Origin of the sequence: Streptomyces sp. NPDC086023, assembly GCF_044540325.1 — a bacterium.
Lineage (GTDB): Bacteria > Actinomycetota > Actinomycetes > Streptomycetales > Streptomycetaceae > Streptomyces.
The window spans coordinates 335,761-361,660 of the sequence record NZ_JBITRX010000001.1 but is presented as its reverse complement, the minus strand read 5'-3'; the positions used below and the strand labels follow the sequence as shown (position 1 = coordinate 361,660).

The 25,900-nt window shown below is 70.7% G+C and carries 21 protein-coding genes and 1 riboswitch; of the genes, 7 read left to right on the top strand and 14 right to left on the bottom strand.

The genetic code is table 11. The features are described from left to right. Positions 1–77: 77 nt before the first annotated feature. A riboswitch (SAM riboswitch) is annotated at positions 78–194 on the bottom strand. Between the two features lie 136 nt (positions 195–330). The 5 genes from trpD to ACIF6F_RS01600 all read right to left on the bottom strand — a co-directional run bounded on the left by trpD (position 331) and on the right by ACIF6F_RS01600 (position 5,807). Continuing rightward, the gene (gene trpD / locus ACIF6F_RS01620; protein WP_399939650.1) at positions 331–1,395 is read right to left on the bottom strand and encodes an anthranilate phosphoribosyltransferase; all 1,065 of its coding nucleotides are present in this window, start codon (positions 1,393–1,395) and stop codon (positions 331–333) included. Positions 1,396–1,643: 248 nt separating this feature from the next. Continuing rightward, complete coding sequence (locus ACIF6F_RS01615) at positions 1,644–3,266, bottom strand: cytochrome bc complex cytochrome b subunit (protein ID WP_399939647.1); 1,623 nt, start codon at positions 3,264–3,266, stop codon at positions 1,644–1,646. Continuing rightward, positions 3,263–4,315 (bottom strand): Rieske 2Fe-2S domain-containing protein, encoded by a 1,053-nt coding sequence (locus ACIF6F_RS01610; protein WP_399939644.1) that lies wholly within the window; start codon positions 4,313–4,315, stop codon positions 3,263–3,265. The genes ACIF6F_RS01615 and ACIF6F_RS01610 overlap by 4 nt, the downstream gene beginning before the upstream one ends. Then, positions 4,312–5,121 (bottom strand): c-type cytochrome, encoded by an 810-nt coding sequence (locus ACIF6F_RS01605; protein ID WP_399939642.1) that lies wholly within the window; start codon positions 5,119–5,121, stop codon positions 4,312–4,314. Before ACIF6F_RS01605 ends, ACIF6F_RS01610 begins: the two co-directional genes overlap by 4 nt. Positions 5,122–5,186: 65 nt before the next feature. After that, entirely contained in the window at positions 5,187–5,807 is a 621-nt protein-coding gene (locus tag ACIF6F_RS01600; protein ID WP_399939640.1) for a heme-copper oxidase subunit III, read from the bottom strand. Between the two features lie 173 nt (positions 5,808–5,980). Here ACIF6F_RS01600 and ACIF6F_RS01595 point away from each other — a divergent pair, with 173 nt between their 5' ends. Further along, positions 5,981–6,382 (top strand): hypothetical protein, encoded by a 402-nt coding sequence (locus tag ACIF6F_RS01595; RefSeq protein WP_399939638.1) that lies wholly within the window; start codon positions 5,981–5,983, stop codon positions 6,380–6,382. A gap of 102 nt (positions 6,383–6,484) precedes the next feature. Here the strand turns inward: ACIF6F_RS01595 and ACIF6F_RS01590 are convergent, their stop codons facing one another. The 4 genes from ACIF6F_RS01590 to coxB all read right to left on the bottom strand — a co-directional run bounded on the left by ACIF6F_RS01590 (position 6,485) and on the right by coxB (position 10,973). Further along, on the bottom strand, positions 6,485–7,732 hold the full coding sequence (locus tag ACIF6F_RS01590) for an Ig-like domain-containing protein (protein ID WP_399939635.1): 1,248 nt from the start codon (positions 7,730–7,732) through the stop codon (positions 6,485–6,487). A 147-nt stretch (positions 7,733–7,879) separates the two neighbouring features. Then, positions 7,880–8,278, bottom strand: coding sequence for a cytochrome c oxidase subunit 4 (locus tag ACIF6F_RS01585; RefSeq protein WP_399939632.1), 399 nt, complete (start codon positions 8,276–8,278; stop codon positions 7,880–7,882). Further along, positions 8,275–10,005 carry a cytochrome c oxidase subunit I gene (gene ctaD / locus ACIF6F_RS01580; protein ID WP_399939630.1) on the bottom strand — a complete coding sequence of 577 codons (1,731 nt, stop codon included), beginning with the start codon at positions 10,003–10,005 and terminating at the stop codon, positions 8,275–8,277. Before ctaD ends, ACIF6F_RS01585 begins: the two co-directional genes overlap by 4 nt. After that, a complete protein-coding gene (gene coxB / locus ACIF6F_RS01575) occupies positions 10,002–10,973 on the bottom strand; it encodes a cytochrome c oxidase subunit II (protein WP_399939627.1) in 972 nt (323 codons plus the stop codon). Before coxB ends, ctaD begins: the two co-directional genes overlap by 4 nt. 283 nt (positions 10,974–11,256) lie before the next feature. Here coxB and ACIF6F_RS01570 point away from each other — a divergent pair, with 283 nt between their 5' ends. After that, positions 11,257–12,639, top strand: a complete 1,383-nt coding sequence (locus tag ACIF6F_RS01570) for a cysteine desulfurase/sulfurtransferase TusA family protein (protein ID WP_399939625.1) — start codon at positions 11,257–11,259, stop codon at positions 12,637–12,639. A 119-nt stretch (positions 12,640–12,758) separates the two neighbouring features. On the opposite strand, the gene ACIF6F_RS01565 is transcribed toward ACIF6F_RS01570, so the two are convergent. Next, positions 12,759–13,736, bottom strand: coding sequence for a carbohydrate kinase family protein (locus ACIF6F_RS01565; RefSeq protein ID WP_399939622.1), 978 nt, complete (start codon positions 13,734–13,736; stop codon positions 12,759–12,761). Positions 13,737–13,894: 158 nt separating this feature from the next. Here ACIF6F_RS01565 and ACIF6F_RS01560 point away from each other — a divergent pair, with 158 nt between their 5' ends. Then, on the top strand, positions 13,895–14,104 hold the full coding sequence (locus ACIF6F_RS01560) for a hypothetical protein (protein ID WP_399939619.1): 210 nt from the start codon (positions 13,895–13,897) through the stop codon (positions 14,102–14,104). A gap of 76 nt (positions 14,105–14,180) precedes the next feature. Further along, entirely contained in the window at positions 14,181–15,605 is a 1,425-nt protein-coding gene (locus tag ACIF6F_RS01555) for a hypothetical protein (protein ID WP_399939617.1), read from the top strand. 97 nt (positions 15,606–15,702) lie between these two features. Here ACIF6F_RS01555 and ACIF6F_RS01550 read toward each other — a convergent pair whose 3' ends face one another. Further along, complete coding sequence (locus ACIF6F_RS01550; RefSeq protein WP_125640545.1) at positions 15,703–16,059, bottom strand: iron-sulfur cluster assembly accessory protein; 357 nt, start codon at positions 16,057–16,059, stop codon at positions 15,703–15,705. Between the two features lie 302 nt (positions 16,060–16,361). Here ACIF6F_RS01550 and nadA point away from each other — a divergent pair, with 302 nt between their 5' ends. The 3 genes from nadA to ACIF6F_RS01535 all read left to right on the top strand — a co-directional run bounded on the left by nadA (position 16,362) and on the right by ACIF6F_RS01535 (position 20,414). Further along, positions 16,362–17,549 carry a quinolinate synthase NadA gene (gene nadA, locus ACIF6F_RS01545; RefSeq protein WP_399939616.1) on the top strand — a complete coding sequence of 396 codons (1,188 nt, stop codon included), beginning with the start codon at positions 16,362–16,364 and terminating at the stop codon, positions 17,547–17,549. Between the two features lie 104 nt (positions 17,550–17,653). Further along, positions 17,654–18,079: a hypothetical protein gene (locus ACIF6F_RS01540; protein WP_399939613.1), complete on the top strand. Its 426-nt coding sequence runs from the start codon at positions 17,654–17,656 to the stop codon at positions 18,077–18,079. Further along, the gene (locus ACIF6F_RS01535; protein ID WP_399939610.1) at positions 18,066–20,414 is read left to right on the top strand and encodes a TCP-1/cpn60 chaperonin family protein; all 2,349 of its coding nucleotides are present in this window, start codon (positions 18,066–18,068) and stop codon (positions 20,412–20,414) included. The genes ACIF6F_RS01540 and ACIF6F_RS01535 overlap by 14 nt, the downstream gene beginning before the upstream one ends. 74 nt (positions 20,415–20,488) lie before the next feature. Here ACIF6F_RS01535 and ACIF6F_RS01530 read toward each other — a convergent pair whose 3' ends face one another. The 3 genes from ACIF6F_RS01530 to ACIF6F_RS01520 all read right to left on the bottom strand — a co-directional run bounded on the left by ACIF6F_RS01530 (position 20,489) and on the right by ACIF6F_RS01520 (position 25,740). Next, positions 20,489–23,635 (bottom strand): efflux RND transporter permease subunit, encoded by a 3,147-nt coding sequence (locus ACIF6F_RS01530; protein WP_399939608.1) that lies wholly within the window; start codon positions 23,633–23,635, stop codon positions 20,489–20,491. 210 nt (positions 23,636–23,845) lie between these two features. After that, positions 23,846–24,532 (bottom strand): response regulator, encoded by a 687-nt coding sequence (locus ACIF6F_RS01525; RefSeq protein ID WP_399939606.1) that lies wholly within the window; start codon positions 24,530–24,532, stop codon positions 23,846–23,848. Beyond that, on the bottom strand, positions 24,529–25,740 hold the full coding sequence (locus ACIF6F_RS01520; RefSeq protein ID WP_399940518.1) for a sensor histidine kinase: 1,212 nt from the start codon (positions 25,738–25,740) through the stop codon (positions 24,529–24,531). Before ACIF6F_RS01520 ends, ACIF6F_RS01525 begins: the two co-directional genes overlap by 4 nt. Positions 25,741–25,900: the final 160 nt, after the last annotated feature.

Sequence of the window (25,900 nt, the reverse complement as noted above, 5' to 3'; positions counted from 1 at the left end):
AAGGGCGCTGGGCGCCTATCGCATTCGCTTGCTCACGGAAGAAGCTCCTCGAGAGACCAGGACCCCTGGTGTCGAGGGGTCCGCGCTTGCCGAGGGCCTTGCTGCCCACGGCCTGGTCATCACCCGGGGCACCCCGCCACGGACGGAGGGTTGCCGGACAGCAAGCCGGGGCCAAAACGCTGTCACTCGTGACCTGGTGAGCATCCTGCCACAGGATCCGCTCCGCGCAAGCGGCTGTCCGCATCCCGGACCCGCCGCACGCGCGAGGGGGCCGGGACGCAGCCGTCCCGGCCCCCTCGGACTCAGGCCCCACCACGGCCCGAGCAGGCGTTACGCGTTGCTGGCGGCCACCCAGCGCTCCAGGGCGGCACGCGCCGCGCCGGAGTCGATCGACTCGGCCGCACGGGCGATACCGGCCGCGATCTCCTCCTCCAGGGAGCCGCCGCCGGGCTCCACGGCCACCAGGGCCGCCGCAGAGTTCAGCAGCACGGCGTCCCGCACCGGGCCGGTCTCGCCGGCCAGCAGACGACGCGCCACGTCGGCGTTGTACGAGGCGTCCGCGCCGCGCAGCTCCGCGACGTCCACCAGCGGGATACCGACGTCGCGCGGGTCGAAGGACTGCTCGACCGCCTTGCCGTCGCGCACCCACCAGACCCGGGAGGTGGCGGTGGTGGTCAGCTCGTCCAGACCGTCGTCCCCGCGGAACACCAGCGCGGACGAGCCCCGCTCGGCGAGCACGCCGGCGACGATGGGCGCCATCCGGGCGTCGGCGACGCCGGTGGCCTGGGAGCGCACCCGGGCGGGGTTGGTGAGCGGGCCGAGGAAGTTGAAGGTGGTCCTGATGCCCAGCTCCTTGCGGGCGGCGGCCACGTGCCGCAGCGCCGGGTGGAACTTGACGGCGAAGCAGAAGGTGATGCCGGCCTCCTCGGCGACCTCCGCGACGCGGCGCGGGGTGAGGTCGAGGTTGACACCGAGCTTCTCCAGGACGTCCGAGGCGCCGCTCGCGGAGGACGCGGCCCGGTTGCCGTGCTTGACGACCTTGGCGCCCGTACCGGCGACCACGACGGCCGACATGGTGGAGATGTTGACGGTCTTGGCGCCGTCGCCGCCGGTGCCCACGATGTCCACCGTGCGGCCGGGCACCTCGATGAGGTTGGCGTGCGCGTACATCGTCCGCACGAGGCCGTTGATCTCGGCGACGGTCTCGCCCTTGGCCCGCAGCGCGACCGCGAAGCCGGCGATCTGGGCGTTGGTCGCCTCGCCGCGCATGATCCGGTCCATGGCCCACGCGGTGTCGTCCGCGGAGAGGTCCTGTCCGGTGAGGAGGGCGTCCAGGACGCCCGGCCAGGACCGGTCCGCCACGCTGTCGCCGCCTGCCGGGGTCACAACGTTCATGGTCCACTCCTGGGTCCACAGCCGAAAAAGGGGTCACCCTCAGCCTATCGACCCCCACGGACGGCGAAGAGCCGCGTCCGGGGAGTGGACCCCCGGACTATGGACGGATATGGACGGGCCGGCGTCCCGCGGGCCCATCCGGCCCCGGACGGCGAAGAGCCCCGTCCGGGCACTGGACGGGGCTCTTGCCGTGGCGACTGCTTCAGGAGTCACGCGCGGGGCGCGTCACTCCGGAGATCATCCGGAGGTCAGTGGTGGCCGTGGCCGCTCTGGATCTCCTTGTACTCCTCCACCGAGGGCTTCGGAATCTGGTTGTTCTCGCCGTAGTAGCCCTTGCTGAGCTTCACGCGCAGCTTCTCGCTGCCCTTGACCTTGCGCTCGACGCCGTTCTCGTCGACCTTCGGGCCCAGCTCGGCCGGCGCGTACTGCTCGTGCGCGGTGAGCGTGTGCAGCTTGGCCTGGTTGAGCGGCTCGTGGACCTCGACGAACTCACCGTGCGGCAGGCGCTTGATGATGCCGGTCTCGCGACCGTGCAGCACCTTGTCCCTGTCCCGGCGCTGGAGGCCGAGGCAGATCCGCTTGGTGATGATGAAGGCGATGACCGGGCCGACGAAGAAGCCGACGCGGGCGAACCAGGTGATCGAGTTGATCGACAGGTGGAAGTACTGCGCGAACATGTCGTTGCCACCCGCGATGAGCAGGATGACGTACCAGGTCAGCCACGCCACACCGAAGCCGGTACGGGTCGGGGCGTTGCGCGGGCGGTCCAGGATGTGGTGCTCGCGCTTGTCGCCGGTGACCCAGGACTCGATGAACGGGTAGACCGCGATGGCCGCGAGGACCAGCGGGAAGATCACCAGCGGGATGAACACGCCCAGGACGAGCGTGTGGCCCCAGAGATTGATCTCCCAGCCCGGCATGGCACGGATCAGGCCTTCGGAGAAGCCCATGTACCAGTCGGGCTGCGCACCCGTGGACACGTGGTCCGGGACGTACGGGCCGAGCGCCCAGATCGGGTTGATCGAGGCGATCGCCGCGACGGCCGCGATGACACCGAAGACCAGGAAGAAGAAGCCTCCGGCCTTGGCCATGTAGACCGGCATCAGCGGCAGGCCGACGACGTTCTTCTCGGTGCGGCCCGGGCCCGCGAACTGCGTGTGCTTGTGGTACACGACGAGGATCAGGTGGGCGACCAGCAGGCCGAGCATGATGCCCGGGAGCAGCAGGATGTGGATCGAGTAGAACCGGGCCACGAAGTCGTGGCCGGGGAACTCGCCGCCGAAGAGGAAGAACGACAGGTACGTGCCGACGATCGGCACGGACAGGATCGCGCCCTCCATGAAGCGGACACCGGTGCCCGAGAGCAGGTCGTCCGGCAGGGAGTAACCGGTGAAGCCGGTGAACATGCCGAGGACCAGCAGCAGGAAGCCGAAGACCCAGTTGATCTCGCGCGGCTTGCGGAAGGCGCCCGTGAAGAAGACGCGCATCATGTGCACGAGCATCGCCGCGACGAAGATCAGCGCCGCCCAGTGGTGGATCTGCCGGATGAGCAGACCGCCGCGGACGTCGAAGCTGATGTCCAGGGTCGAGGCGAAGGCCTCGGACATCCGCACACCCTGCATGGGCACGTACGAGCCGTGGTACACGACCTCGTTCATGCTCGGGTGGAAGAACAGCGTCAGGTACACACCCGTGAGGATGATGATGATGAAGCTGTAGAGGCAGATCTCACCCAGCATGAAGGACCAGTGGTCCGGGAAGATCTTGCGCATGTTGGACTTGGCCAGGGCGTAGATGCCCAGACGGCCGTCGGCCCAGTCGGCTACGCGCTCGCCCGCGGGCGCTTTGCGCGTCTCGGTGGCAGTGCTCATCCGCGCTCCCAGAATGCAGGACCGACGGGCTCTTCGAAGTCGCCGAGCGCCTCGAGGAAGCCTTCGTCATTCACACCGATCCGCAGCTGCGGAAGGGCGTGACCGGCCGGGCCGAAGATGACGCGGGCGCCGTCGGAGAGGTCGAAAGTGGACTGGTGGCACGGGCAGAGCACGTGGTGCGTCTGCTGCTCGTACAGGCTGATCGGGCAGCCGACGTGGGTGCAGATCTTGGAGTAGGCCACGATGCCGTCGTGGGACCACTCCAGCTCCTGCTTGTCCTTGATGTCCTCCGGCTGGATGCGGACGATCATCAGGGCCGCCTTGGCGATCTCCTGCATGTAGTCGTGCTGGTCCTCCTCCAGGCCCTCGGGCTGGGCGAAGGTCAGCGAACCGACGGCGACGTCCTCGGGACGAAGCGGCTCCATCGTGTTCTGGTTGATGAGCAGCTTGCCCTTGGCCCACGAGGTGGTGCGGAGCTTCTTCTCCGGCAGCGGGCCGAGGTCGCGCAGCAGCACGACACCGGACAGCGGGACCATGGCCAGCGCGCCGAGCATGGTGTTGCGGATCAGCTTGCGGCGCGGCAGGTCGGAGTCCTTGACGCCGTCAGCGAAGTCCTGCATGACCGCGGCCTTGACCTCCGGCGACGCCGCGATCTCGTGGCGGTCGTCGGCGATCTCCACGTCGGACATCAGGGTGCGGGCCCAGTGGACCGCGCCCGCGCCGATGCAGAAGAGCGCGGTGCCCAGGGTCAGACCCAGCGCGAAGTTGAGCGCGCTCACGTGGCCGATCGGCCAGATGAACACGATCTTGTCGACGGGGATGGCCACGTAGGAGGCGATGAAGCCGATCGTGGCCAGCATCGACACCGTGAACAGGAGGGCGACGGTGCGCTCCGAGTGCCTCGCGGCGCGCTCGTCGATGTCCTGGATACGCGGCTTGTGGGCCGGCAGGCCCGGGTCGGCGAACGGGTCGTCCGCGACCGCTACACCACCGTGGTGCGCGTCCTGCTCGCTCGGCAGGTTCTCTTCGGGAATGTCTTGGCTACTCATGACTTCTTGGCCTTAGCGGTGTGGGCCGCGACCCAGACGGCGACAGCGATGAGCGCACCCAGACCGAACACCCAGCCGAACAGGCCTTCGCTGACGGGGCCGAGGCCGCCGAGCTTGAGGCCACCGGGGCTCGCGGTCTCGTCTCCGTTGACGGTCTTCAGGTACGCGATGATGTCCTTCTTCTCCTTCTCCGGCATGGTGCTGTCCGGGAAGGAGGGCATGTTCTGCGGGCCGGTGAGCATGGCCTCGTAGATGTGCTTCGGCTCCACGCCCTCGAGGTTCGGCGCGTACTTGCCGTAGGTCAGCGCACCGCCCTCACCGGTGAAGTTGTGGCACTGCGCGCAGTTGTTGCGGAAGAGCACGCCACCCTTGGCGACGTCGGCTCCGGCCGGGTCGTACTGCTTCTCGCTCGGCACGGCGGGGCCGGCGCCGAGGGAGGCGATGTACGCGGCGAGCTGGTCGATCTGCGCCTGGGTGTAGATGTTCTTCTTGCGCGGGACCTGGGCGCCCGGCTGCTGGGCGGGCATGCGGCCCGTGCTCACCTGGAAGTCGACGGCGGCGGCGCCCACGCCGACCAGGCTCGGGCCGTCGGAGGAACCCTGACCGCCGGTGCCGTGACAGGTGGCACAGCCGACGGCGTAGAGCTTCTTGCCCTCCTCGATGGCGAGGGACTGGGCGGTTTCATCGGCCTGCGCCTTGCCCGCGGGGGCGAAGGCGGCGTACAGCCCCCCAGTGGCCGCCAGCGCGAGGAGTAGAACGACGACCGCCGCCAGCGGATGGCGTCGTCGTGCGGAGAGCTTTTTCACGGATTACCCCGGTGTCAGGATCTTCTGCGTCGGTGCTTGCTGGATGAGTGTCGGGCCGGGCCCGATTACTTGATCAGGTAGATCGTGGCGAAGAGGCCGATCCAGACAACATCGACGAAGTGCCAGTAGTAGGACACGACGATGGCCGAAGTGGCCTGTTCGTGGGTGAACCTCTTGGCCGCGTACGTCCGGCCCAGGACCAGCAGGAAGGCGATGAGACCGCCCGTCACGTGCAGACCGTGGAATCCGGTGGTCAGGTAGAAGACCGAGCCGTAGGGGCCGGACGAGAGCGACATGCCCTCGTGCTTGACCAGCTCGGTGTACTCGAACACCTGGCCGCCAATGAAGATCGCACCCATCACGAAGGTGATCACGAACCAGGTGCGGAGCTTCTTCACGTCACCGCGCTCGGCGGCGAAGACGCCGAGCTGGCAGGTGAGGGAGGAGAGCACCAGGATCGTGGTGTTCGTCGCCGAGAAGGGAAGGTTCAGGGCCTCTGCCTGTTCCGACCAGTACTCGGTGCCCGTCACCGATCGCAGGGTGAAGTACATCGCGAAAAGGGCCGCGAAGAACATCAGCTCGGAACTCAACCAGATGATGGTTCCGACGCTGACGAGGTTCGGCCGATTGACCGTCGGGTGCGCGTGCCCGGTATCTACTGTCGTTGCTGTCGCCACGACCGACATTATGTCGGTCGCTTATCCCGCCCTCACCCCGGGGGGTGCCGTTCGGAGTGTCCGGGGGGTGTGCACTGCCCGAACGGCCCATCAGACGGCTGTCCGAACCGATGTTGAGGGGGCGTTGGACGGAGTAGCATCCGCGCATCATCAACGTGATTCATGTGACACGTGGAGGAACGATGCGGGCGACTGCGAGGGTCCTGGTCTACAGCGACGACGCCAATACCCGGGAGCAGGTGCGGCTTGCGGCCGGGCGCCGGCCCGCGTCGGACGTGCCGCCGCTGGAGTTCCTTGAGTGCGCGACACTGCCCGCCGTGCTGAAGGCGCTGGACGACGGCGGGATCGACCTGTGCGTCCTGGACGGCGAGGCGGTGCCGGCGGGCGGCATGGGCGTGTGCCGGCAGATCAAGGACGAGGTCTTCAACTGCCCACCCGTGCTGCTGCTGATCGGGCGCCCGCAGGACGCCTGGCTGGCCACCTGGAGCCGGGCCGACGCCGCGGTCACCCTGCCGGTGGACCCGGTCGAGTTCCCGGACACGCTGGCGTCGCTGCTGCGCAAGCGGCTGTCCCGCGCGGCCTGACGGACCACTCGACGCCCGGGAGGCGCCGTACGGGCCGTACGGCGCCTCCTGCGGGCCCGCACGCCCCTCCTGGGGCGCGTCGCGTCCCTTCCGCCCCCGCGGTCACACCTGGGGGCGCAGCCGTGCCGTGTCCGCCGGGGTCCGGTCGGGGGTGCCGGCGAGCAGGGCGCTGCCCTGGCGCCACTTGTCCCAGGCCAGGTTCCAGTCGCCGAAGCCGTTGCCGAAGGGGTCCATCTCGTTGCCGATGCTGTTGACGACCTTCACGATGTCGCCGGCGCGGATGTTCTCGTAGAACCAGGCGGCGTTTCCGGTGCTCATGCCGGTGCAGCCGTGGCTGACGTTCTCGTAGCCCTGGGAGCCCACCGACCAGGGTGCAGCGTGCACGTATTCACCGCTCCAGGTGACCCTGGTGGCGTAGTAGACGGGCAGGTCGTACGACTCCGAGCTGCCCTCGGCGATGCCGATGCTGGTGCCGCGCATCCGTACGAAGTACTCCTTGCCCAGCACGACCTTGACCCCGTTGCGGGTGGAGAAGCCGGGCTTGCCGGTGGTCACCGGAATGGTGTTGATCACTTCCCCGTTGCGCTTGAAGGTGAGCTGGTGCGCGGAGGCGTCGGTGATGGCCTCGACCCGGTCGCCGATGGTGAGCTTGAGGGGCGTGGCGGCGGCGCCGTAGAGGTGGTCGCCGACCCGGACTCCCTCCAGGTTGCTGCGTACGGAGACGGTGGAGTTGGCGGGCCAGTACTCCTTGGGGCGGAAGTGCAGCTTCTTGTCGTCCACCCAGTACCAGGAGCCGTCGACGCGGGGGCTGGACTCCACGACCAGGGCGCGTTCGACGACGGCTCGGGCGGCCTTGTCCTTGACGGGTTCGCTCAGTTCGGCCGTGATGGGCTGGCCGACGCCGTAGGTGCCCGCTTCCGGGCCGAACTCGGCCTTGAGGAGCTTCTTGGCCGGGGTGGTCTCGAAGCTCAGGGTGCGGCGTCCGGGGGCGCCGTCCTCGTCCTCCGTGCTGACGGTGAGGGCGTAGCGGACGCCGGCGGCGAGCGACGCGGTGCTGTGCCAGCGGTCGCCGTCCGCGGAGAGTTCGCCCGCCAGGCGGCGGCCGTGGGTGTCGGTGACGGTGACGTCGGTGATGCGGCCCTCCTCGCCCTTGAGGGTGACCTCCAGGGGGCGGTCGGGGTCGATCGGCCGGCTGCCGGCCTTCTGGTTGAAGGCGACCTGGTCGGCCGCGTCGTACGGGGAGGCGGAGAGCGGGTGGTCCCCGGTCCCGCACGCGGTGGCCCCGGCCCCGAGGGACGCGACCAGCAGGGAGCAGCTGAGTACCGTCCAAAGACGCGGTGTGTGACTCATGCCATAACGCTATGAACAGATGGCAACCACGGCGCGCCGGGTGCCTGCAAACGAGGGATCGGGTGCCACCCGTCCGCAGGCAACGCGAAGGCCCGGGCGCCCCCTTGAGGGGTGCCCGGGCCTCCGTCGTCGGTTCAGCCGCGAGTGCTACTGGTTCGCGTTCTCACCGCGGTAGTACTCGTAGACCCATCCCCACAGGCCGACCAGGATGATCGGGGTGGAGAAGTACAGCAGCCACCAGCCGAAGATGACGCCGCAGAACGCGAGCGCGCCACCGATGGCCAGGGAGAGCGGCTGCCAGCTGTGCGGGGAGAAGAAGCCGAGCTCGCCGGCCTCGTCCGCGACGTCCGCCTCCTTGTTGTCCTGCGCCATGGCGTCGACCCGCTTGGCCGTGAAGGCCAGGTAGTAGCCGATCATCACGGACAGGCCGAAGGCCAGGAACAGCGCGGTGGTGCCCGCCGGCTCCTTCGACCACACGCCGTACACGACGGCCATGATCAGGATGAAGGCGGAGAGCCAGAGGAACATCTTGCCCTGGATCTTCACTTGCCGGCCTCCTTGCCACCAGCGACGGCCTTGGTGGAGCCGTGGTCCTCAAGGTGGTCGAGGGCCGCGATCTCAGGGTGGTGCAGGTCGAACGCCGGCGATTCCGAGCGGATGCGCGGCAGCGTGAGGAAGTTGTGCCGCGGCGGCGGGCAGGACGTCGCCCACTCCAGCGAGCGGCCGTAGCCCCACGGGTCGTCGACCTCGATCTTCTTGCCGTACTTGGCGGTCTTCCACACGTTGTACATGAAGGGAAGCATCGACAGGCCGAGCAGGAACGAGCTGATCGTGGAGACGGTGTTCAGCGCGGTGAAGCCGTCGGCGGCGAGGTAGTCCGCGTAACGACGCGGCATGCCCTCGGCACCCAGCCAGTGCTGCACCAGGAACGTGCCGTGGAAGCCCACGAACAGCGTCCAGAAGGTGATCTTGCCCAGGCGCTCGTCCAGCATCTTGCCCGTGAACTTCGGCCACCAGAAGTGGAAGCCGGAGAACATCGCGAAGACCACGGTGCCGAAGATGACGTAGTGGAAGTGCGCGACGACGAAGTACGAGTCGGAGACGTGGAAGTCCATCGGGGGCGAGGCCAGGATGACGCCGGTCAGACCACCGAAGGTGAAGGTGATCAGGAAGCCGACGGCCCAGAGCATCGGGGTCTCGAAGGACAGCGAGCCCTTCCACATGGTGCCGATCCAGTTGAAGAACTTCACACCGGTCGGGACCGCGATCAGGAAGGTCATGAAGGAGAAGAACGGCAGCAGCACACCGCCGGTGACGTACATGTGGTGCGCCCACACGGTCACGGAGAGGCCGGCGATCGCGATCGTCGCGCCGATCAGGCCGATGTAACCGAACATCGGCTTGCGGGAGAAGACCGGGATGACCTCGGAGATGATGCCGAAGAACGGCAGCGCGATGATGTACACCTCTGGGTGTCCGAAGAACCAGAAGAGGTGTTGCCAGAGCAGTGCTCCACCGTTCGACGCGTCGAACACGTGGGCGCCGAACTTGCGGTCGGCCTCCAGCGCGAAGAGCGCGGCCGCGAGGACCGGGAAGGCGAGCAGGACCAGGACACCGGTCAGCAGCACGTTCCAGGTGAAGATCGGCATGCGGAACATCGTCATGCCGGGCGCGCGCATGCAGATGATCGTGGTGATGAAGTTGACCGAGCCGAGGATCGTGCCGAAGCCGGAGAAGGCCAGACCCATGATCCACATGTCGGCACCGACGCCCGGCGAGCGGACCGCGTCCGACAGCGGGGAGTAGGCGAACCAGCCGAAGTCGGCCGCACCCTGCGGGGTGAGGAAGCCGGCCACCGCGATGGTCGAGCCGAAGAGGTACAGCCAGTACGCGAACATGTTCAGCCGCGGGAACGCCACGTCGGGCGCACCGATCTGGAGCGGCATGATCCAGTTCGCGAATCCGGCGAACAGCGGCGTCGCGAACATCAGCAGCATGATCGTGCCGTGCATCGTGAACGCCTGGTTGAACTGCTCGTTCGACATGATCTGCGTGCCCGGACGGGCAAGCTCGGCGCGCATGGCCAGGGCCATGATGCCGCCGATGATGAAGAACACGAACGAGGTGACCAGGTAGAGCGTGCCGATCGTCTTGTGGTCGGTGGTGGTCAGCCACTTGACGACGACGTTGCCCGGCTGCTTGCGCCGCACCGGCAGCTCGTTCTCATACGAGTCGGCTGCGGCGGCACCCTGAGGTTCGTTGAGGATGCTCACAGTTTGTTCGTCTCCGAGTTCCTGGCCGGGTCGGTCTGCTTGATGCCCGCCGGGAGGTAGCCGGTCTGACCCTTCTCAGCCAGCTCCTTCAGGTGCGCCTGGTAGCGCTCCGGGGAGACGACCTTGACGTTGAAGAGCATCCGGGAGTGGTCGACGCCGCAGAGCTCGGCGCACTTGCCCATGAAGGTGCCCTCCTGGGAGGGGGTCACCTCGAAGACATTGGTGTGGCCCGGGATGACGTCCTGCTTGAAGAGGAACGGCACCACCCAGAAGGAGTGGATGACGTCGTTCGACGACAGGATGAAGCGGACCTTCTCGCCCTTGGGGAGCCAGAGGGTCGGACCCGGGTTGCCGGTCTGCGGGTTGCGGTCAGCCGGGACACCCTTGGTGTAGACGCCCTCGGCGCCCGCGGGGAAGTCCTTGGTGAACTTGTCCGGGATCGAGGCGAGCTCCTTCGGAACCTCGCCCGCGGACGGGGTGGCCGCGTCGCCGTCGACGTCCTCGATGTAGTTGAAGCCCCAGCTCCACTGGTAGCCGACCACGTTGATCGTGTGGGCCGGCTTGTCGAGGGCGAGCAGCTTCGACTCGTCACGTGCGGTGAAGTAGAACAGCACCGACACGATGATGAGCGGGACCACGGTGTACAGCGCCTCGATGGGCATGTTGTACCGGGTCTGCGGCGGGACCTCCACCTTGGTGCGGCTGCGCCGGTGGAAGATGACGCTCCACAGGATCAGGCCCCAGACCAGAACACCGGTGGCCAGGGCGGCCGCCCACGATCCCTGCCACAGGGAGAGGATGCGCGGCGCCTCCTCGGTGACCGGGGTGGGCATTCCGAGGCGGGGGAAGTCTTTCCAGGTATACGAGCAACCAGTGGCGGTCGCCAGGACCATACCCGCAGTCAGCGCCTGCAGCAGCTTCCGCCGCATCGGGCGCCGCGGCGAGCGGTCGGAGCCGTAGGGACTCACGTAGCGCCTTCCCGAGAGTCTCGGCCCGCGCGACCGGCTGCGGCCGTCTCGCGGGTCGGTCGCCGGCCCTGACGCGGGCAGGGGTTTGGATGTTTATGCGGACCAAACCCTACTGGACGCTATTTGGGGTCGCGCGGGGAGGGTGCCCAACGCGCCGCTACAGCCCCCGAAGGGGTGGCTCCGCCTTCCGGGGGACGGTCCAACTGCCCCCGATCGGCGGGGTTCGGGCGCTATCTGACGCCCCCTGACCTCGATCGGCGCAGCCCGCGGCTAGCGTGGGCGGGTGCCGTACTTCGACTCCGCTTCCTCCGCACCGCTCCACCCCGTCGCCCGGCAGGCGCTGCTGGCCGCGATCGACGAGGGCTGGGCCGACCCCGCCCGGCTCTACCGCGAGGGCCGGCGGGCCCGGCTGCTGCTGGACGCGGCGCGCGAGACGGCGGCGGAGGCCGTCGGGTGCCGTCCCGACGAGCTGGTGTTCACTCCTTCGGGGACGCGCGCGGTTCACCTGGGCATCGAGGGGGCGCTCGCGGGCCGTCGCCGGGTCGGCGGTCACCTGGTCGTATCAGCGGTCGAACACAGTTCTGTCCTTCATTCGGCGGCGGCACACGGGGCACGGGGCGGCACCACCACCGAGGTGCCCGTGGACCGGTCGGGCGCCGTCTCCCCCGAGGAGTACGCCGCGGCCCTGCGGCCGGACACCGCGCTGGCCTGTCTCCAGTCCGCCAACCACGAGGTGGGCACCGAGCAGCCGGTCACCGAGGTCGCACAGATGTGCCGGGAGGCGGGTGTGCCGCTGTTGGTGGACGCGGCCCAGTCGCTGGCCTGGGGAGCGGTGCCGGGCGACTGGTCGCTGCTGGCCGGCAGCGCGCACAAGTGGGGCGGTCCGGCCGGCGTCGGCCTGCTGGCGGTGCGCAAGGGGGTGCGGTTCGCGCCGCAAGGCCCGACGGACGAGCGGGAGTCGGGCCGGTCCGCGGGGTTCGAGAACATCCCGGCGGTCGTGGCGGCCGCGGCCTCCCTGCGGGCGGTGCGGGCCGAGGCCGAGGAGGAGGCGCGGCGGCTGCGGGTGCTGGTGGACCGGATCCGGCGGCGGGTGGCGCGGCTGGTGCCGGACGTGGAGGTGGTGGGCGCGGCGGACCGGAGGCTGCCGCACGTGGTCACGTTCTCCTGTCTGTACGTCGACGGGGAGGCGCTGCTGCACGAGCTGGACCGGGCCGGATTCTCCGTCTCGTCCGGTTCGTCCTGTACGAGTTCGACCCTGACGCCCAGCCACGTGCTGAAGGCGATGGGCGTGCTGTCCGAGGGGAACGTCCGGGTGTCGCTGCCGATGGGCACGACCGCGGAGGAGGTGAACCGTTTCCTGGAGGTGCTGCCGGGGGCGGTGGCCGGCGTGCGGGAGCAGCTGGGCGTCGTACCGGCGGCGGCGGACGTGACGCCGGACGTCGAGTCGCTGGAGCTGGACACGCTCGGGCTGCGCTGCCCCCAGCCGGTGATCGAGCTGGGGAAGGCGATCGGGCGGGTGCCGGTCGGGGGGACGGTGACCGTCCTGTCCGACGACGAGGTGGCGCGGCTGGACATTCCGGCGTGGTGCGCGATGCGGGGCCAGGAGTACCTGGGCGAGTCGCCGGCGGCCGCCGGCACCGCGTACCGCGTCCGCCGGCTGGTGTAGTCGGGTGGTCCGGTTCCGTGCCTCGGGGCTCCGCCCCGGACCCCGCTCCCCGAACGCCGGAGGGACCTGGTCCTCCGCCGTTCGAGGCGTGCGGGGCGGGCGCGGAGCCCCGGAGAACGTCAGACGTTCAGGTGGGCCTTGATCTCGGCGGCGGCCTCGTCGCCGTAGGCCTTGGTGAAGCGCTCCATGAAATGGGCGCGGGCCAGGGTGTACTCCTGGGTGCCCAGGGTCTCGATGACCAGGGTGGCCAGCATGCAGCCGAGCTGGGCGGCGCGCTCCAGGCTGACGCCCCAGGAGAGGCCGGTCAGGAAACCGGCGCGGAAGGCGTCGCCGACACCGGTGGGCTCGACCTTGCGCTCCTCCGGCGGGCACGGCACGGTGATCGGCTCGTGGCCGACGCGGTCGATGCGCACGCCGCGCGAGCCGAGGGTGGTGACGCGGGTGCCGACCTTGGCCAGGATCTCCTCGTCGGTCCAGCCGGACTTCGACTCGATGAGGCCCTTCTCGTACTCGTTGGAGAAGAGGAAGGTCGCACCCTCCATGAGGGTGCGGATGTTGTCGCCGTCCATGCGGGCGATCTGCTGCGAGAAGTCCGCCGCGAAGGGGATGCCGCGGGTACGGCACTCCTCGGTGTGGCGCAGCATCGCCTCGGGGTCGTCGGCGCCGATCAGGACCAGGTCCAGGCCGCCGACCCGGTCGGCCACGGACTTGAGCTCGATGAGGCGGGCCTCGCTCATGGCGCCGGTGTAGAAGGAGCCGATCTGGTTGTGGTCGGCGTCCGTGGTGCACACGAAGCGGGCGGTGTGCAGGACCTCCGAGATCCGCACGAAGCGGGTGTCGACGCCGTGCCGGTCGAGCCAGGCGCGGTACTCGTCGAAGTCGGAGCCGGCCGCGCCGACCAGGATCGGGTTGGCCCCGAGCTGGCCCATGCCGAAGCAGATGTTCGGGCCCACGCCACCCCGCCGCACGTCGAGGTTGTCGACGAGGAAGGAGAGGGAGACCGTGTGCAGCTGGTCCGCGACCAGCTGGTCGGCGAAGCGGCCGGGGAAGGTCATGAGGTGGTCGGTGGCGATGGAGCCGGTGACTGCGATACGCACGGCGTGGATGCTCCTGCAGGGGGCGAAGGGTGACAGTCAACGCTACCCGGTCTTGACCCCCCGGGGAGACCGGCCAAAACTACCCGATAGTAGGGCTTTCTTCGCGTAGATCATCGTGCGTACGGTGCCGGTACCCCTCACAGAATCGGGAGCAGCGCATGAGGCAGTACAGCGTGAACGACTCCGCCCGGGAAGGGGCCGAGCCGGGTCTGGCCGAGCTGCTCGGCGACTGTGCGCGGATGGCGCCGCACTGGACGGTGCCGGCGGAGCCCCGCCCGGACCGCGTGGCCCCCTCGCAGATCCACGGCGTGCGCGTGCCGAGCTCCTCCGTCCGGCTGATCGCGGGCACCGCGCAGTACGGGGACTGACCTCCGGGGAACCGCTTGCTCCAGTCTTTCGTCCCATACGCACCACGGTCCCGTGGACGGGCGAAGGAGCGATGCGGTGAGCAGCGAAGACGAGCGGGCGGGCGAGCACACCGGCCGGGTACGCCGTCGGCCGGGGCCGGTCCTGGTCGCGGCGGCGGCGACGGTGCTGCTGGCGGGCGGCGGCGCCTGGTGGGCGGCGACCTCGGCGGGCGGCGACCCCCGGGCCGCGCTCGGCGACACGGCCACGGCCGCCCGGCAGGGCGCGGCGGACACTCCCCCGCCGGGCATCGCGCCGGGCGAGCCCGACCCGTCGGGCGGCGGTGTGGTGTACGTGGCGGAGGGCACGCTGCCCGAGGGTCCGGGCAGGGCTCCGGCGTACGACGTCACCGGCGAGGTGACCAAGGAGGAGGTGGCCCGGCTCGCGGCGGCCCTCGGCATCGAGGGCGAGCCCCGGCTGTCGGGCGGGCAGTGGCAGGCCGGGGTGGTGCGCGACCCCGACGGCCCGCGCCTCACGGTGACCCGCGAGGCCCCCGGGACGTGGACGTACACGGCGTACCGGTCGGGGGGCGGCGACAGCTGCCGGAAGGGGAAGGACACCTGCGGCCCGGTGACGCCCCCGGAGGGCGACGGGCGGTCCCCGGTGGGTGAGGCGGCGGCCAGGGCGGCGGCGGTGCCGGTGCTGAAGGCCGCCGGCCAGGACGGAGCGAAGCTCGACGCGCGGCAGGTCCAGGGCTCGCTGCGGGTGGTGAACGCCGATCCGGTGATCGGCGGGCTGCCCACCTCGGGCTGGCGGACCACGGTGCTGGTCGGCCCGGACGGCGCGGTGGCCAAGGCCGACGGGAACCTGAAGGCGCCGGTGCGCAACGGCGAGAAGCCGGTGGTGGGTGCGCAGCAGGCCCTGGACCGGCTGAACGCGGCGCGGTCCGGTGCGGAGGTCGCCGGCTGCGCGACCCCGGTGCCGGACACCGGCGCGGAGCCGGGCGCGGACTCCGGGACGGACGGGGCGGCTCCGTCGGTGCCCGATCCGTGCGAGCCGGGCACCGCCCTGCCGAAGCAGCCGCGCCGCGAGACGGTCGAGCGGGCCGTGCTGGGGCTGGCCCCCCGCTCCGGCCCCGGGCCGCGGCAGCTGGTGCCGGCCTGGCTGTTCGAGGTGGCCGGCCGGGACGGCGGGCCGGGGCACACGGTGGCGCAGGTCGCGCTGGAGGGTGAGGACGAGGTGCGGCCGGGTCCGGTGGGGACGGTGCCGGGGTTCTCGTACCAGGAGGACGGCCGGAAGCTGACGGTGCACTTCTGGGGCGGGGTGTGCAGCACGTACGCGGCCCAGGTGCGGGAGCACCCCAAGACGGTGACGGTCAAGATCACCGACACGCCCCGCGAGCCGGGCCGGGCCTGCATCCTGATCGCCCAGGAGACGTCGCTGACGGTGACGCTGGATCGGCCGCTGGGCGGCCGCGAGGTGGTGGACGCCACCACGGGCAAGGAACTGCCGCGCAGCAGGTAGGGGCGTCTCCGAGAAGGACCGAAGGACACGCGCCGAGGGCGGCGGTACCGGTGCCGGTACCGCCGCCCTCGGCGCGTGCTGGGGGTTCTCTCCAGGCTTAGCTGAAGGAGTCGCCGCAGGCGCAGGAGCCCGTGGCGTTCGGGTTGTCGATCGTGAAGCCCTGCTTCTCGATGGTGTCGACGAAGTCGATCGAGGCGCCGCCCAGGTACGGGGCGCTCATGCGGTCGGTGACGACCTTGACGCCGTCGAAGTCCTTGACGACGTCACCGTCGAGGGAGCGCTCGTCGAAGAAGAGCTGGTAGCGCAGGCCCGAGCAGCCACCGGGCTGGACGGCGACGCGCAGCGCCAGGTCGTCGCGGCCTTCCTGCTCCAGCAGGGCCTTGACCTTGGCCGCGGCGGCGTCGGACAGGAGGATGCCGTCGCTCACAGTGGTCTTGTCGTCCTGAACGGACATCTGCATTCACTCCCGAAGTGGGCGGCTCCCCGCCGGGGCAGGGAAACGTCGGACTCTTGCCGTCGATAGGAACCGACGGGGCCGCGGATTCATTCCGGGCCTGACGCTTGTTTCAGATATTCATGCTCGCACACACTCGCGCGCCCGTGGAGCCGCCTGACCGGGCGGGCGAATTCGTCACATCGACACAATCATCCATCGTCAAACTGACGTGAAGCGGTTATGATAGATAACGTCAAGTAGACGAGAAGTGAGCTCAGCGGAGCGCAACGCATCCGCAGAACAGAAAGGGTGCGTGTCTCGTGACCACCGCCCAGACCCGGCAGGACCTCGACGTCCAGCCCACACCTCTCGCCCTGCTCCTGCTCGGCCGCGAGGCCGATCCGAAGAGCGAGCGCGGCGTGGAGTGCCCCGGTGACCTGCCGTCGCCGTCCGACCCGGACCTGGTGGAGCGGGCCCGCGCGGCCAAGGAGAAGCTCGGGGACAAGGTCTTCATCCTCGGCCACCACTACCAGCGCGACGAGGTCATCGAGTTCGCCGACGTGACCGGCGACTCCTTCAAGCTGGCCCGCGACGCCGCGGCCAGGCCGGAGGCCGAGTACATCGTCTTCTGCGGCGTGCACTTCATGGCCGAGTCCGCGGACATCCTGACGGGCGACGCCCAGAAGGTGGTCCTCCCCGACCTCGCCGCGGGCTGCTCGATGGCCGACATGGCCACCGCCGAGCAGGTCGCCGAGTGCTGGGACGTGCTGACCGAGGCCGGCGTCGCCGAGCAGGTCGTGCCCGTCTCGTACATGAACTCCTCCGCCGACATCAAGGCCTTCACCGGCAAGCACGGCGGCACCATCTGTACGTCCTCGAACGCGAAGAAGGCCCTGGAGTGGGCCTTCGAGCAGGGCGAGAAGGTGCTCTTCCTGCCGGACCAGCACCTGGGCCGCAACACGGCCGTCCGCGACATGGGCATGTCGCTGGAGGACTGCGTGGTCTACAACCCGCACAAGCCCAACGGCGGCCTGACCGCCGAGGAGCTGCGCGGCGCGAAGATGATCCTGTGGCGCGGGCACTGCTCGGTGCACGGCCGGTTCAGCCTGGACTCGGTCAACGACGTGCGCGAGCGCATCCCGGGCGTCAACGTCCTGGTGCACCCCGAGTGCAAGCACGAGGTCGTCGCCGCGGCCGACTACGTCGGCTCGACCGAGTACATCATCAAGGCGCTGGAGGCGGCCCCGGCCGGCTCCAAGTGGGCCATCGGCACCGAGCTGAACCTGGTCAAGCGGCTGGCGAATCGATTCGCCGCCGAGGACAAGGAAGTCGTCTTCCTCGACCGCACGGTCTGCTTCTGCTCGACGATGAACCGCATCGACCTCCCCCACCTGGTGTGGACCCTGGAGTCCCTGGCCGAGGGCAACCTCGTCAACCAGATCCAGGTCGACAAGGAGACCGAGAGCTTCGCCAAGCTGGCGCTGGAGCGGATGCTGGCGCTGCCGTAGCGGCCGCGCGCGCCGTGACGCGACCGGCCGCACCCGTTGGTGAAAGGGGCACCCCCAGGGGTGCCCCTTTCCCATAACCTCCCCCCATACGAGGGGAGTTCACGATGACGACGACGCAGTCCATCGAGGTCCTGGTCGACGCGGGCGAGGACGCCGACGCGCGCGGACAGGAGGAGGCCCGCGCGGAGGTCCAGGCCCTGCTGGAAGAGCTGGGCGTGGACGAGGTGGCGCCCAGGGCCGCCGAGGCCGCCCCCGGCTCCAAGTCGGAGGGCCTGGCCTCGCTCACCGAACTGGCCGTCACGGTCGGCCCCACCCTCTTCCCCGCCCTCCTGACGGCGTTCGAGGGCTGGGTGCAGTGGGCGGCCTCCCGCCGGGTGTGGGTCAAGATCGGCGGGAACGAGTACGCCGCCTCCGGGCTGACCAGGGCGCAGCGCCAGCAGCTGCTGGACCACTTCATCGCCCAGTCCGCGGCGCCGGCCGCGGAGCGGCTCCCCGAGCAGGGCCGGGGGGCGATCGATGGCGGTGCGTGACGCACTGGTCATCGCGACGTCGACGTACGAGGACGCCCGCCTCAAGCCGCTCACCGCCCCCGGCCGGGACGCCGACGCGCTCGCCGGGGTGCTGGCCGACCCCTCGATCGGCAACTACGCGGTCCAGACCGTCCTGGACGAGCCGGCCCACGTGGTCGGCGGCGCCATCGAGAAGTTCTTCGCCGCGCGGAAGGCGGACGACCAGCTGCTGCTGTACCTGTCCTGCCACGGCATCAAGAACTCGAAGCTGGAGCTGTACTTCGCGGCCCGCAACACGGACAAGGACCTGCTGAAGACCAGCTCGCTGCCGGCGACGGTCCTCAACGACCTGCTGAACGGCTGCCGCGCCCGCAGGATCCTCGTACTGCTCGACTGCTGCTACAGCGGGGCCTTCCGGCCCGGCGCCAAGGGCGACACCACCGTGCACCTGCGGGAGCAGTTCCGGGCGCCGGACGGACCGCTGGTGCCGAGGGAGTCCGACGGCACCGGCATCGTGGTGATCACCGCCACGGACGAACTCCAGCAGGCCTGGGAGGAGGACGCGGAGCAGGCCACCCAGACCGGCCGCGGGCAGCTGTCGGTCTTCACCCGGGCCGTGGTCGAGGGCCTGGCCTCCGGCCGGGCCGACCAGGACGGCGACGGCGAGGTCTCCGCCGAGGACCTCTACAACCACGTCCTGGACGAGATGCTGGAGGCCGAGGCCCCCCAGACCCCGCTGCGCTGGGTACTGGGCGGCAAGGGCACCCTCAAGATCGCCCGGCGCGCCGACGGCACCGCCCCCACCGCCTCCCGGTCGCCGCGCCCGATGGGCGGCACGGTGGGCGCGGAGCTGTACGCCGGGATCGAGCGGACGGCGCTGGCGCTGCACCGCACCTACGGCCCCAACGGCCGGCCCTTCGTCCTGCCGGGCGAGGACGGGCCGGCGTTCCGCAGCCAGGTCACCGCCGAGGTGGTGGCGCGGCTGGCACCCCCGAGCGGCTACCAGGCACTGGGCCACGGGCTGGTGACCTCGCTGGTGGAGCGGATGGAGCGGGAGGTCGGAGACGGCACGGCCGGCGCCATACTGGTCTTCGACGCCTTCGTACGGGCCCTCCTCGCCGACCTCGCGGAAGGCGCCCACCCGGTCCGGCTGGCCCGGGCGCTGGACGCGGTCTTCGAGATGGCGGATCGGGAACTCGTCGGGCTGACGATGCTGCGGCGCCCCGACGGCGGCGAGGACCTGACCGTCGTCCACCGCGCGCTGCGCACGGTCGTGGGCGACGACCAGGCCACGATGACGGTGGCCAAGGCAGTGCACGGGCTGGGCGACGGCGGGATCGTGTCCGTCCACCCGGGCCCACGGGCACCGGGCGAGGCTCCCGGAGCGGTGAGCCTGGGATTCAGCGGCGGCTACGTGCTGGACGGCGGGTACCTCTCGGACCGGGGGGCCATCGACCCCCACCAGCCACCGCGGAGTCTGGTCAAGCCGCGCGTCGCGCTGGTCGCGGGCCCCGTGACGCATCTGGACCAGCTGCCCCCGGCCAGCATCCTGGAGAGGGACTTCTCGCTCCTCCTCGTCGCCCCGGAGATCAGCCCCGAGGTGGCCGGGCGGCTCGCGCAGTGGCGCAGCCTCGGAGTCCGGGTGCCCCACCAGGGGCAGCGGTTGCGGCAGCAGCTGCGGGATCTCACCTTGATCACCGGAGGCCGGGTGCTCGACTCGGGAGATGCTCTGCGGACCGCGGGACGGCAGTCACTGGGCTGGCTCGACGGAGAGGTGCGGTCGGACGGCGCGGTGACCGTGCTTCAGGGAGAGCCCGCCAGCCCTCAGCGGGTGACCGACCTGGTCGAACGGCTCTACGGCGATCTGCCTTTCGAGACGGACCCGGTCCGCCAGGCGTGGCTGAGGGAGCGCGCGGCCCGGCTGACCCACCAGGTGGTCCTGCTCCGTGTCGCCGGGACCGCCGAGGCCGCCTGGAGCGCGACCGCCGCCAGGGTGGACAAGGCCGTCAGGATCGGCCACCTTGTCGTGCGCGAGGGCGTCGTGGCCGGGGCCGCGCACGCGTTGGCCGTGCTCGGCGAGCGCAAGCTGTCTCTGCCCGGGCAGGCCGAGGAGCGGGTGGTGACCAGGGCGCTGGGGAAGGCTCTGACGGCGCCGGTTCGGGTGATCGCGGCGAACAGCGGCGGCGACGCGGAGAGGATCGTGCGCGACTGCTGCGAGAACTGGCCGCGGCGCTCGTACGACGCCCGGTCGGGTTCCTTCGTGGGCGCGGGCCGGATCCTCGACCCGGTGGCCGTGCAGCGCAGCCTGCTGTTCGCGGTGCGGGACGCCGCACGGGAGTTCCTGGAGCTGGTCTGACCCGCCCCGGGCGTACGAAGAGGCCCCCGCCCCCTCTCGCCTCTCGGTGAGGGGGCGGGGGCTTCGTACGGGGGTCAGACCGTGACCGACTCCGGCGCGTCGTCCGCCGCGGCGGCGGGGGCCGGGACCGTGCCGGCCTTCTTGGCGCGCTTCGCCGCGCGCCTGTCCCGGCGGCGCTCCTTGCGGAGCTCGACCATCGCGTAGAGGGTCGGCACGAGCAGCAGGGTCAGCAGCGTCGACGTGATCAGGCCGCCGATGACGACCACGGCGAGCGGCTGCGAGATGAACCCGCCCTCGCCGGTGACGCCGAGCGCCATCGGGAGCAGCGCGAAGATCGTCGCCAGGGCGGTCATCAGGATCGGGCGCAGCCGGTGCCGGCCGCCCTCGACGACGGCCTCGACCACGCCCAGGCCCTGGGCCCGGTACTGGTTGATCAGGTCGATCAGCACGATCGCGTTGGTGACCACGATGCCGATCAGCATCAGCATGCCGATCATCGCCGGGACGCCCATCGGGGTGCCGGTGGCGATCAGCAGGCCGATCGCGCCGGTGGCGGCGAACGGGATGGAGACCAGCAGGATCAGCGGCTGGACGAGCGACCGGAAGGTCGCGACCAGCAGCATGAAGACGATCGCGATGGCCGCGAGCATCGCCAGGCCGAGGGAGGCGAAGGCGTCGTCCTGGTCCTCCGAGACGCCGCCGATGGCGGCGGTGGCGCCCTCGGGGAGGTCCAGCTTCTTCAGCTCGGTCTGGAGGGCGGCGCTGACCGCGCCGGTGTTGTCGCCGTCCGGGCGGGCGGTGATGGTGGCGGCGCGGGCGCCGTCGATGCGGGTCATCGAGACCGGTCCGGGGACCAGTTCGACGGTGGCGACGTCGCCGAGCTTCAGCGGGCCGACGGGCAGCGCCCTGAGCTCGGCCAGGGTGGTGGCCGGGCGGGCCGAGCGGACCACGATGTCGCGCTCGGTGTCGTCCAGGACGGCCTTGCCGACCGGGTTGCCGCGGACGGACTGGGCGACGAGCTGGCCCAGGGCGGCCTGGTTCAGGCCGAGTTCGGCGGCCTTCGGGGTGGCGCTGACGGAGATGCGGGGCACGGACTGCGAGAGGTCGCTCTGGACGTCGCTGACGTTCTTCAGGTTGGCGACGGCCTTGCGCACCTGCTCGGTGGCCTGCTTGAGGACGGCGGCGTCGCCGGCCTTCACCACGACCTTGAGGTTCTGGTTGCCGAAGCCGTCGCCGGCGGCGATGTTCGTCTCGCCGATGCCGTCGAGCCTGTCCAGCTCCGCCTGGAGGCGGTCGCGGGTGTCCTCGAACGCCGCGGAGTCCTCCAGGGTGATCTGGTACTGGGCCTGGTTGGACCCCGTACCGCCGCCGAAGGCCGCGAGGAAGCCGGAGGAGCCGACGGTGACCTGGAAGTCCTTGACGCCCTTGACGGAGTCGAGGACCTTCTCGACCTTGCGCGCGGCCTCGTCGGAGGCGGCGAGGGAGGTGCCGGGCGGCAGCTCCTGCTTGACCGACATGACCTCCTGCTCGCCCTGGTCGAAGAAGTTGGTCTTCAGCAGGGGCGCCATGCCGAAGGTGCCGAAGAGCACCACGAGGGCGATGACCACGGAGGTGATGCGGCGACGGGTCGCGAACCGCAGCACGGGAACGTACGAGCGCTGCAGGAGGCTGCGGGCCTCCTTCTCCTCGGCGGCGGCCCGGGCGGCCGCGGCGCTCGCGGCGTCGGCCGGGTCGGTGCCCTTCGGGGCGCGCAGGAACCAGTACGACAGGACGGGGACGACCGTCAGCGAGACCAGCAGCGAGGCCAGCAGCGCGGCGGTGACGGTGAGGGAGAACGAGCCGAACAGCTCGCCGACCATGCCGCCGACCAGGCCGATGGGCAGGAAGACCGCGACGGTGGTCAGCGTGGAGGAGGTGACCGCACCGGCGACCTCCTTCACGGCGGTGATGATGGCGCTCTCGCGCTCCTCGCCGTAGCCGAGGTGGCGCTTGATGTTCTCCAGGACCACGATCGAGTCGTCGACGACGCGGCCGATGGCGATGGTGAGGGCGCCCAGCGTCAGCATGTTGAGCGACAGGTCGCGGGTCCACAGGACGATCAGCGCGAGGACGACCGAGAGCGGGATGGAGACCGCGGTGACCAGGGTCGAGCGGAGCGAGGCCAGGAAGACCAGGATCACGATCACCGCGAAGAGCAGGCCGAGCATGCCCTCGGTGGTGAGGCTGGAGATGGACTTCGAGACGGCCGGGCCCTGGTCGCTGACGACGGTCAGCTCGGCGCCGGAGCCGAGGTCGGCGCGCAGGCCGGGCAGCTTGTCCTTGACGGCGTCGGAGATGGCGACGGCGCTGCCGTCCTTGTCCATGGTGACGACGACGGCGAGGCTGGGCTTGCCGTTGGTGCGGGTGATGGAGACGGCTGCGGACGGCTCCTGCTTCACCGCGGCGACGTCGCCGAGGCGGGTGACCGGCTTGCCGGGACCTGCCGACAGGCGCAGGTCCTCCAGCTGCTTCAGCGAGGTGTAGCCGGTGCCGACGCGGACGGTGCGGTTCTGGCCCTCCTCGTCGAAGGAGCCGGCCGGGAAGGTCGCGCCGCCGGCCTGGAGGGCCTGGGCGAGCGCGCCCGAGTCGAGTCCCCTGGCGGCGAGCTTCGCCGGGTCCGGGGAGACGGTGACCTGGAGGTCCTGGACGCCGTCGACGCTGACCTGGCCGACGCCCTCGATGTCCTGGAGGACGGGGACGACGGTGCGCTCCAGCTGGTCGGCGAGGGCCTGCTGGTCCTTGCCGGAGGTGACGGCGAGGACGACGGTCGGGATGTCGTCGGTGGAGCCGGCGACGACCTGCGGGTCGACCTCCTGGGGCAGCCGGGCGCGGGCCCGGTTGACCGCCTGCTGGACGTCGGCGACGAGCTGCTTGGTGCCGCTGTCGCCGTAGTCGAAGGTCGCCATGATGAGGGCGTTGCCCTCGCTGGCGGTGGAGGTCACGCCGGTGATGCCGTCGACGGCCTTGATGGTGCTTTCGAGGGGCTCGACGACCTGCTTCTCCACCACGTCGGGGGACGCGCCCTGGTAGGGGGCGAGCACCGAGACCATGGGCAGTTCTATGGAGGGCAGCAGTTGCTGCTTGAGCTGCGGGATGGCGATGGCGCCGAAGACGAGCGCGACGATCGAGACGAGTCCGATCAGGGCCCGTTGCGCGAGGCTGAAGCGGGACAGCCAGGACATGGGTGGAGGTCTCTCTTCCGTGGCGGATCAGGCAGGGCGTCGGGCGTACGGAGCCGCCCAGACTCCACCTTCGGCCATCCACCGGGGCCGGATCCTCGCCCCCAGGTCCCTTTCCTTATCTCCCGCATACCGCGGTTGGAGTACGGGGGTGTACTCCCCACCCGTGGGGCGGGGTTCACCGCTCGTCCGGCTTGCCCCGGAACGGGCGGACTAGTCCACGCGGGGGCGGACAAGTCCCGATTCGTAGGCGATGACCACCAGTTGGGCCCGGTCTCGGGCGCCGAGCTTGGCCATGGCCCGGTTCACGTGGGTCTTGACCGTGAGGGGGCTGACCTCCAGCCGCCCGCCGATCTCGTCGTTGGACAGGCCTGCCGCGACGTGGACGAGGACCTCGCGCTCCCGGCCGGTCAGCGCGGCCATCCGCTCGGCGTGCTGGCCCTGGGCGGGTCCGGAGACCGAACCGCCGCCCTGGGCCAGGAACTTCGCGATCAGGCCCTTGGTGGCGGCCGGTGAGAGCAGGGCCTCGCCGGCGGCCGCGATCCGGATGGCGCCGAGGAGGTCCTCGGGTTCCGCGCCCTTGCCGAGGAAGCCGGAGGCACCCGCGCGCAGTGACTGGACGACGTACTCGTCCACCTCGAAGGTGGTCAGCATCACGACCCGTACGCCCGCCAGCTCGGGGTCGGCGCTGATCATGCGGGTGGCGGTGAGCCCGTCGGTGCCGGGCATGCGGATGTCCATCAGCACCACGTCGGCGGCCTGTTCCTTGGCCAGCCGGACGGCCTCGGCGCCGTCGGAGGCCTCCCCGACGACCTGCATGTCGGCCTCGGAGTTCACCAGCACCTTGAACGCGCTGCGCAGCAGGGCCTGGTCGTCGGCCAGCAGCACCCGGATCGTCATCGTTCCTCCCCCGCGGTCTCCAGGGGCAGGATCGCATGGACGCGCCAGCCGCCGCCGAAGCGGGGGCCCGCGGTGCAGGTGCCGCCGAGCGCGGTGGCGCGTTCGCGCATGCCGAGCAGGCCGTGGCCGCCGCCGGGTTCGGGGGCGGGGCCGGGAACGGGGGCGGGGGCGGCGGTGTCGGCGGCGCCGGCGCCGGCGTCGAGGACGGTGATCTCCACCGTGCGGCCCACGCGGACCACGCTGACCTCGGCCCGGGCGTCGGGGCCGGCGTGCTTGCGTACGTTGGTCAGCGCCTCCTGGATGACGCGGTACGCGGCCAGGTCGACCGAGGCGGGGAGCGGGGCGTCCGTACGGTCCCTGGCCACCTCGACCGGCAGCCCGGCGTGGCGGAAGGTGTCGACCAGCTCGTCGAGCACGCCGAGGCCGGGAGCGGGCTCCGTGGGCGCCTCCGGGTCCCCGGACTGGCGGAGCAGGCCGACGGTGGCCCGCAGCTCGTTGAGCGCCGAGCGGCTCGCCTCGCGGACGTGGGCCAGGGCCTCCTTGGCCTGGTCGGGGCGCTTGTCCATGACGTGCGCGGCGACCCCGGCCTGGACGTTCACCAGGGCGATGTGGTGGGCGACCACGTCGTGCAGGTCGCGGGCGATGCGCAGGCGCTCCTCGGCGACCCGTCGGCGGGCCTCCTCCTCGCGGGTGCGTTCGGCGCGTTCGGCGCGCTCGCGGATGGCGTCGACGAAGGCGCGCCGGCTGCGGACGGCGTCGCCCGCGGCGGCGGCCATGCCGGTCCAGGCGAAGATGCCGAGGTTCTCCTGGGCGTACCAGGGCAGCGGTCCGACGAGCATGGCCACGGCGGTGAGGCCGGTCATCGTGAGCAGGCCGACCCGCCAGGTGGTGGGCCGGTCGGTGCTGGCGGCCACCGTGTAGAGCGCGACGACGGCGCACATGGGGACGGGTGCGCGGGGCGGTCCTGCGAACAGCTCGATGAGGGACACCGCGCAGGTGGCGGCGAGCACGGCCTTGGGCCGGCGGCGACGGAAGACCAGTGCGGTGGCCCCGATGAGCATCAGGGTCAGGCTGGGGAGGTCGGGGGTGCGGGTGCCGAAGGTGGGGCGGCCGTGGATGCCGGAGGGTTCCACGAAGGAGCCGAGCACCATGGCGACGAGCACGCCGAGGGCCAGGACTGCGTCCATCGCCAGGGGATGGCGGCGCATCCAGTGGCGGGTGGGGGCGAGGCCGGGGGCCAGTGGGGTGCTCACCGGGAGAGGGTACGGGTTCCGGCCGGCCCCCCGCGGCAGCTCCCCCACCGCCCCCGACCGGGACCGGCACCCGGCACGGGACCGGTGCCGGGTGGCGCACTCGGTACCGCGCCGG